11 protein-coding genes are annotated in these 13,123 nt (G+C 65.9%); 6 read left to right on the top strand and 5 right to left on the bottom strand.

The window, feature by feature from the left end; genetic code table 11:
• Positions 1 to 41: 41 nt before the first annotated feature.
• The gene (locus AC5P99_RS15860; RefSeq protein WP_495213322.1) at positions 42 to 1,430 is read right to left on the bottom strand and encodes an FAD-binding oxidoreductase; all 1,389 of its coding nucleotides are present in this window, start codon (positions 1,428 to 1,430) and stop codon (positions 42 to 44) included.
• Between the two features lie 169 nt (positions 1,431 to 1,599).
• Here AC5P99_RS15860 and serA point away from each other — a divergent pair, with 169 nt between their 5' ends.
• A complete protein-coding gene (serA, locus tag AC5P99_RS15855) occupies positions 1,600 to 2,841 on the top strand; it encodes a phosphoglycerate dehydrogenase (protein ID WP_005409458.1) in 1,242 nt (413 codons plus the stop codon).
• Positions 2,842 to 2,919: 78 nt separating this feature from the next.
• Here the strand turns inward: serA and AC5P99_RS15850 are convergent, their stop codons facing one another.
• A complete protein-coding gene (locus AC5P99_RS15850) occupies positions 2,920 to 3,534 on the bottom strand; it encodes an NUDIX hydrolase (protein ID WP_080353057.1) in 615 nt (204 codons plus the stop codon).
• A 133-nt stretch (positions 3,535 to 3,667) separates the two neighbouring features.
• Here AC5P99_RS15850 and AC5P99_RS15845 point away from each other — a divergent pair, with 133 nt between their 5' ends.
• Complete coding sequence (locus AC5P99_RS15845; RefSeq protein ID WP_005409456.1) at positions 3,668 to 5,143, top strand: amino acid permease; 1,476 nt, start codon at positions 3,668 to 3,670, stop codon at positions 5,141 to 5,143.
• Positions 5,144 to 5,225: 82 nt separating this feature from the next.
• Positions 5,226 to 6,653: an amino acid permease gene (locus tag AC5P99_RS15840; RefSeq protein ID WP_495213321.1), complete on the top strand. Its 1,428-nt coding sequence runs from the start codon at positions 5,226 to 5,228 to the stop codon at positions 6,651 to 6,653.
• A gap of 264 nt (positions 6,654 to 6,917) precedes the next feature.
• On the opposite strand, the gene AC5P99_RS15835 is transcribed toward AC5P99_RS15840, so the two are convergent.
• Both AC5P99_RS15835 and AC5P99_RS15830 read right to left on the bottom strand, forming a co-directional pair.
• Positions 6,918 to 7,271, bottom strand: coding sequence for a hypothetical protein (locus AC5P99_RS15835; protein ID WP_495213320.1), 354 nt, complete (start codon positions 7,269 to 7,271; stop codon positions 6,918 to 6,920).
• A 225-nt stretch (positions 7,272 to 7,496) separates the two neighbouring features.
• Entirely contained in the window at positions 7,497 to 7,871 is a 375-nt protein-coding gene (locus tag AC5P99_RS15830; protein ID WP_032957971.1) for a hypothetical protein, read from the bottom strand.
• A gap of 252 nt (positions 7,872 to 8,123) precedes the next feature.
• On the opposite strand from AC5P99_RS15830, the gene AC5P99_RS15825 reads away from it, so the two are divergent.
• From AC5P99_RS15825 to mtnC, 3 genes are all read left to right on the top strand, one after another.
• Entirely contained in the window at positions 8,124 to 8,765 is a 642-nt protein-coding gene (locus AC5P99_RS15825; protein WP_495213319.1) for a methylthioribulose 1-phosphate dehydratase, read from the top strand.
• A 92-nt stretch (positions 8,766 to 8,857) separates the two neighbouring features.
• Positions 8,858 to 9,415, top strand: a complete 558-nt coding sequence (locus AC5P99_RS15820; protein WP_005409451.1) for a 1,2-dihydroxy-3-keto-5-methylthiopentene dioxygenase — start codon at positions 8,858 to 8,860, stop codon at positions 9,413 to 9,415.
• Positions 9,416 to 9,418: 3 nt separating this feature from the next.
• Positions 9,419 to 10,114: an acireductone synthase gene (gene mtnC / locus AC5P99_RS15815; RefSeq protein ID WP_033833463.1), complete on the top strand. Its 696-nt coding sequence runs from the start codon at positions 9,419 to 9,421 to the stop codon at positions 10,112 to 10,114.
• A gap of 390 nt (positions 10,115 to 10,504) precedes the next feature.
• On the opposite strand, the gene AC5P99_RS15810 is transcribed toward mtnC, so the two are convergent.
• The gene (locus tag AC5P99_RS15810; protein ID WP_495213318.1) at positions 10,505 to 13,123 is read right to left on the bottom strand and encodes a beta-mannosidase; all 2,619 of its coding nucleotides are present in this window, start codon (positions 13,121 to 13,123) and stop codon (positions 10,505 to 10,507) included.

The following is a 13,123-nucleotide window of genomic DNA, read 5'->3' as shown; positions in this document are numbered from 1 at the left end:
GATGCGTGGAGCGTAACGGGTGTGTGAAGGATTTGCCCGGCTCAAACGTCGAACAGCTTGCCCGGATTCAGCCGCGCTTGGGGATCGAACGCACGTTTGACCGCCTTCATCAGGGCGATCTCGGCCGGGCCGCGGGTGCTGTCCAGGTAGCCCTTCTTGACCAGGCCGATGCCGTGTTCAGCCGAGATGCTGCCATCGAACCGGGCCAGCACCTGCGCCAACAGCTTGGTCACCTGCTCGCACTGCGCGACGAAATCGGCGTCGCTGGTGTCATCGGGCTTGAGCACGTTGATGTGCAGGTTGCCGTCACCGATATGACCGAACCACACCACATCGAAGTGCGGGTAGGCCTGCCCGATCAATGCCTGGGTCTCGGCCAGGAACGCCGGCATCGCCGAGATCCGCACCGAGACGTCGTTCTTGTAGGGCTTGTAGCGCGCCAGCGATTCGGTGATGCCTTCGCGCAGGCGCCACAACTGGGCAGCCTGGGCATCGCTGGCACTGATCACGCCGTCGCTGACCCAGCCGTTGCCCATGCAGTCCTCGAAGGCCGCCATCGCCGCCGCTTCCTGCGCTTCGTCGTTGGCGGCGAACTCGGTGACCACGTAATACGGGTGCACCTCGTCGAACGGTGCCTGCGCACCATGCGCCAGCACGTGCTCCAGCGCCCGGTCGGTAAAGAATTCGAAGGCCTGCAGCTGCAGCCGCGCGCGGAACGCGGCGAATACCTGCATCAGCACTTCGAAGCTGGGCAGCGCCAGCAGCATCACGTTGCTGGCTGGCGGCGGATCGGTGAGTTTCACTGTCGCCTCGACGATCACGCCCAACGTGCCTTCCGAACCGATCAGCAGCTGGCGGAAGTCATAGCCGCTGGAGTTCTTGATCAGGCCCTTGTTGAGTTCCAGCAGTTCGCCGCTGGCGGTGACCACCTTCAGCCCGGCGATCCACTCGCGGGTATTGCCATAGCGGATCACGCGGATGCCGCCGGCATTGGTGGCGATGTTGCCACCGATCGTGCACGACCCGCGCGCAGCGAAGTCCACCGGGTAGATCAGGCCGTGGTCCAGCGCGGCGTTGTGCACGGCCTCCAGCGGCATGCCGGCCTGCACCACCAGGGTGCGATCGACCGCGTCGTAGGCCAGTGCCTTGTTCATCCGTTCCAGGCTGAGCACCAGCTCGCCGTTGGCGGCCACCGCGCCACCGGAAAGGCCGGTACGGCCGCCGGACGGCACCACGGCCACGCCCTCGCCCGCACTCCAGCGCATCACCGCCTGCACTTCCTCGACCGTGGCCGGCAGTGCGACCGCCAACGGCGCCGGCGTCCAGCGCCGGGTCCAGTCGCGCCCGTAATGCTCCAGGTCGGCCGGGTCGGTCTTCAGCTTCAGGCCGGGACAGGCCTGCTGCAGCGAGGCAATGCGGGAATCGGTCATGACGGTCCAGCGCGGTGCGTGAAGAACGGGCAAGCGTGCCAGCGGTACGCGCCAGCGTCCAGCCCCACAGCATTGCAGATAGCTACGGATGCAACCAATTGCGCACTGCACCATGGGCGCTTCGATCTGGCATAGTGGTCAGCCCCTGTCCCACTGGCCGTGTTGCCCCATGTCGCCGAAGAAGACCTCGTTCCCCAAGCAGGATATCCGCGTGCTGTTGCTGGAGGGGGTCAGCCAGACCGCCGTGGAGGTGTTCAGCGCCGCCGGCTACAGCCAGATCGAGGCGCACACCAAGGCGCTGCCCGAGGACGAACTGAAGGCGCGCATCGCCGAGGCGCACATCGTCGGCATCCGTTCGCGCACCCAGCTCAGCGCCGAGGTGCTGGCCGAGGCCAAGCGCCTGATCGCGGTGGGCTGCTTCTGCATCGGCACCAACCAGGTCGACCTGGACGCGGCCGAGCTGGCCGGCATCCCGGTGTTCAACGCGCCCTATTCCAACACCCGCAGCGTGGCCGAGCTGGTGATTGCCGAGGCGATCATGCTCACCCGTGGCATTCCGCAGAAGAATGCCGAGTGCCATCGCGGCGGCTGGTCGAAGTCGGCCAGCGGCAGCCATGAGGTGCGTGGCAAGACCCTGGGCATCATCGGCTATGGCCACATCGGCACCCAGGTCGGCGTGCTGGCCGAATCGCTGGGCATGCAGGTGATCTTCCACGACGTGGAAACCAAGCTGGCGCTGGGCAATGCGCGTGCTGCGGCCAGCCTGGACGACCTGCTGGCCCGCGCCGACATCGTCACCCTGCACGTGCCGGAGACCCCGGCCACGCAGTGGATGATCGGCAGCACCGAGCTGGCGAAGATGCGCAAGGGCGCGCACCTGATCAACGCCGCGCGCGGCACCGTGGTCGACATCGATGCGCTGGACGCGGCGCTGGCCAGCGGCCACGTCGGCGGTGCCGCGCTGGACGTGTTCCCGGTCGAGCCGAAGGGCAATGGCGATATCTTCGAATCGCCGCTGACCCGCCACGACAATGTGATCCTGACCCCGCACGTGGGCGGCAGCACGCTGGAGGCGCAGGACAACATCGGCGTGGAGGTGGCGGCCAAGCTGGTGCGCTACAGCGACAACGGCAGCACCCTGTCGGCGGTCAACTTCCCGGAAGTGACCCTGCCCGAACACGAAGACAGCCTGCGCCTGCTGCACATCCACCAGAACGTGCCGGGCGTGCTGTCCAAGGTCAACGAGATCTTCTCGCGCCACAACGTCAACATCGACGGCCAGTTCCTGCGCACCGACCCGAAGGTGGGCTACGTGGTGATCGACATCACCGCCAGCGAGGCACAGGCCGCCGCCGTGCGCGACGAACTGGCCGCGATTCCGGGCACGCTGCGGACGCGCATCCTGTATTGAAAAAAGGGGACGGAGGGGATTAAGTCGTTTGCGGCACATGCGCTATAAACGACTTAATCCCCTCCGTCCCTTTTTACCTCAGCGTGCCAACCAGCGTCGCGCCATGCGCTGCATGGACTCGTCCGATTGCGGATCGGACGCGACTTCGGTCACCGGCCGCCATGCCAGGTCAAGTGACTCTTCGCTGAGCACGAAGGCTTCGCCACCCAGCGCGCGGATCACGAAACGCACGTCGTAGTGCCAGTGCCCCGGCACGTCCTTGCGCTCCGGAATCCAGTGCTTGTCCAGATCGAAGATGGCCGGATCTTCCAGCACCAGGCCGCTCAGGCCGGACTCCTCCTCGGCTTCCTTCAGCGCCACCTGGGCCAGGTCGCGGTCGCCGTCGGCGTGGCCGCCCAGCTGCAGCCAGCGCTGCAGCTTGCGGTGATGGGTCAGCAGCAGGCGCTGGCCATCGGCACTGACCAGCCAGCAGCTGGCGGTGAAGTGGCCGGCAAGCCGTTCACGCCGGAACGGGTCTTCCGGATCATCCAGCAATGTGCCGAATTCGGCAGCCAGTGCGTCGTGGGCGGGCTCACGGCGGGCGTAGTCCCGCAGCAGGTCGCGCAGGCGATCGTCAAGCACGGCAAGGGTTTCGGCGGTCTGGCGCATGAATGGGGGCGGTCTGGAAAAATACTGCTCATTATCGCCGTTCATTGTTGCGATTGCGCTTGTGCGTTGGCTTCAGCTTTGGCTAAGGTACAGCGGGCCGTTCGCGCGGCCTTCACCATTCCAGGGTTGCCGGCAACGTATCGGCGGCCCACCCCATCCGATCACTAGGAAGTACTGCATGCTGAAAGCTCTGTTGAGGGTCAAGCCGGTTGAACCGGCCGGGCACGTCGATGCCGGCGAACCCATCGAAGGCAGCCTGGACGGCGAAGCCACGTTGAAACGGACCCTCACGGCTAAACACCTCATCCTGCTTGGCGTGGGTGCGGTGATCGGCGCTGGTATCTTCGTGCTGACCGGCCAGGCCGCGGCCAACCATGCCGGCCCGGCGGTGATGCTTTCGTTCGTGCTGGCCGGTTTCGCCTGTGCCCTGGCGGGCCTGTGCTACGCAGAGTTCGCGGCGATGATGCCGGTCTCCGGCAGTGCCTATTCGTACTCCTACGCCACCCTGGGCGAAGGCATGGCCTGGTTCATCGGCTGGTGCCTGGTGCTGGAGTACCTGTTCGCCTCGGCCTCGGTCGCGGTGGGCTGGTCGGCATACCTGATCAGCTTCATCACCACCACCTTGCACATGCCGTTCCCGGACCTGCTCAGCGCCGCGCCCATCGCCTGGACCGGCAGCGAGTTCGTCTCCTCCGGCAAGCTGTTCAACCTGCCGGCGGTGCTGATCGTGGCGGCGGTGTCCGGCCTGCTGTACGTGGGCGTGACCCAGTCGGCCTTCGTCAACGCCATCATCGTGGCAATCAAGGTCACCGTCATCTGCCTGTTCATCGGCATCGGCGCGGCCCATATCGACCCGGCCAACTGGCAGCCGTTCATCCCGGAAAACACCGGCGTGCCGGGTGAGTTCGGCTGGAGCGGCATCTTCCGCGCCGCCACCATCGTGTTCTTTGCCTACATCGGCTTCGACGCGGTCTCCACCGCCGCCGGCGAAACCAAGGACCCACAGCGCAACATGCCGATCGGCCTGCTCGGCTCGCTGGCGGTGTGCACCATCGTGTACATCATCGTCTGTGCGGTGCTGACCGGCATGATGCCGTACCACCTGCTCGGCACCGACAAGCCGGTGGCGACCGCGCTGGAGCCCTACCCGACCCTGTCCTGGCTGAAGACGTTCGTGGAAATCGGCGCCATCGCCGGCCTGTCCTCGGTGGTGCTGGTGATGATGATGGGCCAGACCCGCATCGCCTACACCATCTCCCGCGACGGCCTGCTGCCGAAGTTCTTCGGCAAGGTCCACGCCCGCTTCCGCACCCCGTACGTCGCCACCATCGTGGTCGGCGTGATCGCTGCCGCGCTGGCCGGCCTGGTGCCGCTGAACGTGCTCGGCGAACTCGTCTCGATGGGCACCCTGCTGGCCTTCGCCACCGTCTGCGTCGGCGTGCTGGTGCTGCGCTATACCAAGCCGGACCTGCACCGCCCGTTCCGCGTGCCGATGGTGTGGATCATCTGCCCGCTCGGCGCGGCCACCTGCCTGTTCCTGTTCTGGCAGGCGTTCGTGGTGCACTGGCACCTGTTCGTCGGCTGGACCCTGCTCGGCCTGCTGATCTACCTGGGCTACGGCATCCGCAACAGCAAGCTGGCCAAGTCGCCCTGATCCGCCTACGGGCCGGCCTCGCGCCGGCCCGTCCGTTTTCCCCGCGCGCCGCCCGTGGCGCGCTTCGACAAGACCACCACACATGTTCAAGCAACTGTGGGCCACCAAGCACCCGCATGCCGCCCATGAAGACGCCAACGGCCTGAGCCTGCGCCGCCACCTCGGCCCCTGGGGCCTGACCGCCCTCGGTATCGGCGCGGTGATCGGCGGCGGCATCTTCGTCATCACCGGCCAGGCCGCCGCCAACCACGCTGGCCCGGCCATCATGCTGTCCTTCGTACTGGCCGCCATCTGTTGCGCCTTCTGCGCACTGGCCTATGCCGAGTTCGCCTCGATGGTGCCGGTCTCCGGCAGCGCCTACACCTACACCTACGCCACCTTCGGCGAGCTCTCGGCCTGGTTCATCGGCTGGATGCTGGTGCTCGAGTACGGCGTCTCCGCCTCGGCGGTCGCAGTCAGCTGGACCGGCTATTTCCTCAGCCTGCTCAGCCAGTTCGACATCCATCTACCGGCGGCGCTGGTCAGCGCCCCGCTCGATGCACAGCTGCGCCCCACCGGCGCGATCGCCAACCTGCCGGCCGCCGCGCTGGTACTGCTGCTGACCTGGCTGTGCTACGTCGGCATCAGCAAGTCCTCGGCGATGAACATGGCAATGGTCGTGCTGAAGACCGGCCTGATCCTGCTGGTCATCGTGGTCGGCTGGAAGTATGTGGACACCAGCAACTGGACCCCGTTCATTCCCGCCAACGAAGGCCCCGGCAAGTACGGCATGGAAGGCGTGCTGCGTGGCGCGGCGATGGTGTTCTTCGCCTACATCGGTTTCGAAGCGGTGTCGGTGGCGGCGCAGGAATCGAAGAATCCGCAGCGTGACATGCCGTTCGGCATGATGCTGTCGCTGGTGATCTGCACCGTGCTGTACATCGCGATGGCTGCGGTGATGACCGGCCTGGTGCCGTTCCAGCTGCTCGGCACCGACGAGCCGGTGGTGACTGCCGTGGCCGCGCATCCGCAGCTGGGCTGGCTGCGCTGGGTGGTCGAGGTCGGCGCACTGGTCGGCCTGTCCTCGGTGGTGCTGGTGATGATCATCGGCCAGCCGCGCATCTTCATGATCATGGGCCGCGACGGCCTGCTGCCGCCGGTGTTCACCAGGATCCACCCGAAGTACCGCACTCCGCACATCAACACCGTGATCACCGGCATCGGCATCGCGCTGCTGGCGGCGCTGTTCCCGCTGGACATCCTCGGCGAGCTGACCTCGATGGGCACGCTGATCGCGTTCGCCGCAGTCTGCGCCGGCGTGCTGATCCTGCGCCGTACCCAGCCGGACCTGCCGCGCCCGTTCCGCATGCCGATGGCGTGGCTGATCTGCAGCCTGGGCGTGTTGAGCTGCCTTGCCCTGCTGTCGGCGATGACGATGCACAACTGGATGCTGATGGGGGTGTGGACGTTCGTCGGTTTCGTGATCTATTTCTGCTACGGTTTCAGGTACAGCCGCCTGCGGGGTAAGTAAAGGGATTGCAGGGCCTGCGGCCCTGCACCCGCCGGAGCCGGAGCAACTTCCAGAGCAACAGCTGGATTGAGGGTTTGGCAGGGAGGCATGGGTTAGCGGGGGACGCCGTGAATCCATCCCTGGAGGCTTGGCCGCGGCATCCATGCCGCGGACACCCCCGCGAACCCATGCCTCCCCGCCCCTGGCACTTTCCCGGCACGTTCGGTAGATCCACGCCATGCGTGGATGATGGTCATTCCCAGCGACCAGGGCGCCCGACGATGATCATCTGCGGCCAAACCAGATGGTGTTCTGTATCCAGCCTGCGCCGCCCATGCAGCCCATGAAGTGCTCGTGATTCTCCTTGGCGTTGACGTCCACGGTGTGGCGCTCGGTCTTTGGCATCAGCATCTTCTTGTATTTGCCATCCACGTCGCATGTCTCGCCTTCCTTGCAGACGGTCAGCACCTCGATCTCCTCGGTGCGCTCGACAACCTCAATCTTCTCCGGCCACTTCTCGTTCGCTTCGGCCCTGCAGTGCCAACGCGACTCATCCAGCGGATCGGCATGGTCGCTGAAGCGTGCCCATTCGGTCGCACAACCGCCGGTCAACAGCGCAAGCCCCGCAGCCACGGCCATTCGCATACACGTAGCCATCTCCATCATCCTTCTCGATTTCCGGTCGCTGCACGCGCTCGTACTTTCCGTCCACGTCGTACGTGTTCTTGTCCCGCCCCCTGCTCGTCTCCAGCCTCAACGCCTGAACGGTTCGCAGAGCCACGTCATTCTCCGCTGGCCACTGTTGCCTCGAGTCCGTTGAGCAGCAACCGGTCGAGCCGCTGCCGTCCGCCGCGCCGGCTCCGCCTAGCGGCGATTGAACCAGATGAGCTGCTGCTGCCAGCCGGCACCGGCCATGCAGGCATTGAACTCGCTGCTGCGGTCGGACGCATTGACGTCCACGATGTAACTCTCCTCTTTCGGCATGGGTACCATGTTGTACTTGCCGTCAATGGCGCAGACTTCATCAAGCCTGCAGGGCACCTTGCGGTCTTCGTAGACGGTGCGCGTGGCCACTTCATTCCTGACCGGCCAGTGATCGTCGGCCTGCGCCCTGCAACTCGAATGGGCGGGGCCGAATGACCGCGCACCCGCATCCATCTTCACCCATTCCATCGTGCAGCCACTGCTGGCAAGCATGATGCCAATCGCCCCCATCATCCCCATCGCGCGCGCGATCATCGAAGTACTCCTTTCCTTGGCGCTCGCCGGAACTTCTGCGGCAATCCGATGATGTTTCGCGGCAAGAGGGCTGTCCACGACCGGAATCGCTTCCAGCGGGAGCGCTGCCCTCCCCATTCAGCCAGCGCTGTGCTTGCCTCGATCCAACCCCTGCGCGCCGCCTGCCAGCACACCGCTTCGCGTTGCCCACGCAGCAGGCAGGCGGTCGCCGCGCGGGCCCAGCATCGGGCCGGATCACGTAAAATGCCGTCCATGGACACCACCACCTTCCCCTACGACACCGCCCGCCTGGGCGAACTGGCCCAGCTGCTGATCGACAACGTCCGCGAACTGGCCCAGGCCGGCTGGACCCCGGCCACCAGCAGCAACTTCTCCCACCGCCTGGATGATCGCCACGCCGCGATCACCGTCTCGGGCAAGGACAAGGGCCGCCTGATCGAGGACGACATCATGGTGGTGGACTTCGACGGCCAGGCCGTGGGCCGCCCGTTGCGCCCCTCCGCCGAAACCCTGCTGCACACCCAGCTGTACCGCCGCTTCCCGGAAATCGGCTGCGTACTGCACACCCATTCGCCGGTGCAGACCATTGCCTCGCGCCTGTACGCGCCGCAGGGTCATGTGCACCTGGAAGGCTACGAACTGCTGAAGGCCTTCGCCGGCAACAGCACCCACGAGATGGCCATCGACGTACCGGTGTTCGCCAACACCCAGGACATGAACGTGCTTTCGAAGCAGGTCGATGATCTGCTCGACCGCCAGAACCTGCGGGGCTACCTGATCGACGGCCACGGCCTGTACGCCTGGGGCCGTGACATGGCCGAGGCGCGTCGCCACCTGGAAGCCTTCGAATTCCTGTTCCACTGCGAACTGGAACTGCGCAAGCTGCGCGGCTGAACCCGTGCGCAGGTGCAGATGCCGATCCGGAATCTGCGCCTCGTCCCCACCCTGCTACCCTGTCTTCCCCCCGAGACGTTCAAGCTGCCGCCATGAGCCGACTGCGCATCTACGACGACACCCGCCCCGAATCGCCGCTGCTGGACACCCAGGACGGCGCGGTCATCGCTGCCGAACTGCAGAAGATCGGCGTCACCTTTGAGCGCTGGCAGGCCACCGCGCCAGTCGCGCCGGGCGCCAGCCAGGAGGAAGTGTTCGCTGCCTACCGTGCGGACATCGACCGCCTGGTCGCCGAGCGCGGCTTCAAGAGCGTGGACGTCGCCTCGATCGCCCCGGACAACCCGAACCGCGCCGAGCTGCGGAAGAAGTTCCTCGACGAGCACTTCCACAAGGAAGACGAGGTGCGCTTCTTCGTCGCAGGCTCCGGCCTGTTCACCCTGCACGTGGGCGACAAGGTCTACGAGATCGAGTGCGTGAAGGACGACCTGATCGCCGTGCCCGATGGCACCACCCACTGGTTCGACATGGGCGATGAACCGAGCTTCGTGGCGATCCGCTTCTTCACCGAGCCGGACGGCTGGGTGGGTCATTTCACCGGCACCGACATCGCGCAGAAGTTCCCCCGTTACGTACCCACCCAGGCGTCCTGATCCATGCAGCCCCGCGTCATCCTGACCGACATCGAAGGCACCACCAGCAGCATCTCGTTCGTCAAGAACGTGCTGTTCCCCTATGCCCGCAAGGCCTTGCCGGCGTTCGTTGCCGAACATGGCCAGCAGCCGGAGGTCCGCCGCTGGCTGGACGCAGTGGCTACCGAGATCGGTGGCGCCTGCCAGGACAGCCTGGTCGCCGAGACGCTGCAGGGCTGGATCGACCAGGACCGCAAGCACACCGCGCTGAAGGCGCTGCAGGGCCTGATCTGGGATGAAGGCTACCGCCGCGGCGACTACACCGCGCACTTCTACCCGGAAGTGGCGCCGGTGCTGAAGGGCTGGCACGCTGCCGGCCTGCCGCTGTACGTGTACTCCTCCGGCTCGGTGCCGGCGCAGAAGCTGTTCTTCGGTTTCAGCGATGCCGGTGACCTCAGCCCGCTGGTGTCGGGCTGGTTCGATACCGAGATCGGCGGCAAGCGCGAGGCCGACAGCTACCGCCGCATCGTGCAGGCGATCGGCGTGCCGGCCGGCGAGATCCTGTTCCTGTCCGATGTGGTGGAGGAATTGGACGCCGCCCGCGAAGCCGGCCTGCAGACCCGCCTGATCGATCGCCTGGATGATTACCCGATGCCGCGCATCGGCCAGGCCGCCAATGGCCACGAGCGGGTCGAGAACTTCCAGCAGATCCAGCTGTAAAGAAGAGATGTGTGCGGACCAACGGTCCGCACCTGCCCGTCTCCGCGTCTGGTAGATGCCAACCTTGGTTGGCATGTTCGGGGTGTGCCAACCAAGGTTGGCACCTACCAAAACAGGATGTGCCGCCCTCAACGATCAAGGTGTGCGGACCAACGGTCCGCACCTGCCCGGCTCCGCGTCTGGTGGATGCCAACCTTGGTTGGCATGTTCGGGGTGTGCCAACCAAGGTTGGCACCTACCAAAACAGGATGTGCCGCCCTCAACGATCGAGGTGGGCGGACCAGCGGTCCACACCTGCCCGGCTCCGCGTCTGGTGGATGCCAACCTTGGTTGGCATGTTCCGGGTGTGCCAACCAAGGTTGGCACCTGCCAATGCGGGATACGCCGCCCTCAACGATCGTTGAGGGTCTTCAGCTTCATTGCTTCGCGCAGGGCAGTCAGGTCCACCGGGCCGCGCACCGCAATGTCCCGGGTCTCGCCCGGCAGCAGGTCCAGCAGGTTGTCTTCGACCTGCACATCCAGCGCGCCGAAATCGATCCACGTCGCGCGCACGTAAGCCGCGCTTTCCAGGCGTAGACGATAGTGATCGCCTTCGATGGACAGGGTGGCCTTCAGCTTCTGCCGCGGCAACACCTGGTCCTTGGCTTCGACGAATCCGACGACCTGGCGGGCACTGACCGCCCCGTTCTGCAGCAGCTCGAACACGGCCACCGTGCGCTTCGGATCGGCACCGGCCAGCAGCTCGGCATCGCGGAAATCACCAATCGAGGTGACGCCCGCCGCCGTCAACGTCACCGCGTCCTCGCGACGACGCAGCACCTTGCCATCCACATCCATCACCCGCAGCCGCCAACGTGCATCTGCGGCAGCGCCATCATTGATCAGGCGCACCCGCGTACTGCCCTCATCACGCAATGCCGCCAGCGTGATCGGCGCGAAGAAGCGCCGCGCGGCAAAGTGCAATGCCTTCCAGCGACCGAAGTAGTCCACGCTGGACCATGAAGCACCCGGCCAGACGTCGTTGAGCTGCCAGTACAGCGAGCCCATCGTGTACGGCCGCGAGGCGCGATGGTGCAACGCGGCCAGCGCGATGCCATCGGCCTGCATCACCTGGCTGAGGTAGACGAAGTCCTCGAAGTCCTTAGGCGTGCCGTAGCCCAGTTCGATGTAGTGCAGCAGGCGGCTGTTGCCCTCGCCGGCCATGAATTTCTGGTGCGCGCGGATCACCGGGCTGTCGATGCGCTGCTCGGCGCGGGTGGCGATCTGGTCCACGGTGGCCACCGACGGCCATGCCTGCAGGCCGTACTCGGACATGAAGCGCGGCGTCTCGCGCAGGTAAGCCTGAACCGGCAGCGCCGGATTGCCCCAGACCTGCCAGTAGTGCTTGTCGCCACGGGTCGAGTCGATGGCTTTTTCGTCAAGGTCGTTGCTGGGCGAGCTGGACCAGTACGGTACGCCCAGCCCCTCCTCGCCCACCACCTGGCGCAGGTCGTTGCCGAACAGATCGACGTAACCCTGCCAGACCTTTGCCGCAAACGCCGGGTCGGCCGCCTTCAGGTCACGGCCGTGGCCCCAGTCCTTCCATGCGGTTTCTTCCTCATTGTTGCCACACCACAGCACGATGCTGGGGTGATGGCGCAGCCGGCGCACATTGTCGCGTGCCTCGGCCACCACGCTGGCACGGAAGGCCGGATCGTAGCCCGGCTGCATGCCACCACCGAACATGAAGTCCTGCCAGACCAGCAGGCCCAGTTCGTCGGCGATGTCGAAGAACGCATCGTCCTCGTAGTAGCCGCCCCCCCAGTTGCGCAGCATGTTCATGTTGGCGTCGCGTGCGGCGGTCAGCACCTGGCGCAGGCGCGCGGCGTCGACCCGTGCGGGGAAGGCATCGAACGGAATGACGTTGGCGCCCTTTGCGAAGATCTCCACGCCGTTGATGACGAAAGCGAAGCCCTGCCCGCCCTTGCCGTCTTCCTCGCGGCGCAGTTCAACCGTGCGCAGGCCGATACGCTGCTCGCGCACCAGCGCTGCATCGGCGCCATCATCCAGGCGGACCTGCACGGTGTAGCGGTCCTGTGCACCGTGGCCGACCGGCCACCAGCGCTGCGGCTTGACCAGTTCGACCGGTACTTCGACGGCGTTCTGGCCGGGCTTCAGCAGCACCGTGCGCTGCACCTGGGCCACGCTGCGACCCTGCGGATCGCGCACATCGACATTCACCACCGCAGAACCGGCCGCTGCGCCTTGCTCCATCTCCAGCAGCACGGCCAGCTTCGCCTGCTCCGCGCTCAATGCATCGGTACGCACGGCAAGATCGGTCAGGCGGTGCGCATCCCAGGCCTGCAGGTCGACCCCGCGCCACACGCCGGCGGTGACATAGCGCGGGCCCCAGTCCCAGCCGAAGTGATAGGCCGGCTTGCGCGCGAAGTTGCCGACCATCGCTTCCTTCGGCTCATCGCCATACGGCGACGGGTAATTGCCAGCGATCTTGTGCGGCATCGCCTGTACACCGGGAAGCAGTGTGCGGATCGGCGAACGGAACACGATCTGCAGTTCATTGCCATTCGCGCGCAGGCGCCCGTCCACGCGCGCACGCCAGGTGCGGTGCGCGTTGTCCGCGTGCAGCAGCGGCCTGCCGTTGAGGCTGACTTCGGCATAGGTATCCAGCCCGTCGAAGCGCAGCTCGGCATTGGGCTTGGCCAGTGTCGCCGCATCCACGTCGAAGCGGGCGCGGTACTCCCAGGCAGCCAGCCCGATCCATTGCAGCTCTGCCTCAGGCGCACCGACGTACGGATCGCGGATCAGCCCGTGGGCGAGCAGGTCGGTGTGCACGCTGCCCGGCACCTTCGCCGCACGCCACTGCTGCAGGCCCGGGTGGGCGGCGCCCTGCGCATCGCCGGGCAGCATGCGGAATTCCCATCGCGCCTGCAGCGGGGCTGCAGTTGCCGGGAAGGCGGAGACTGCGATCAGCAGCAGGAGCAGACGGACAACGAGGGAAAGACGATGCAC

The organism is Stenotrophomonas sp. YJH_SMC_80, assembly GCF_059372495.1.
Note: the sequence above shows the minus strand (reverse complement) of the source record. Positions and strands in the feature narration are given on the sequence as shown.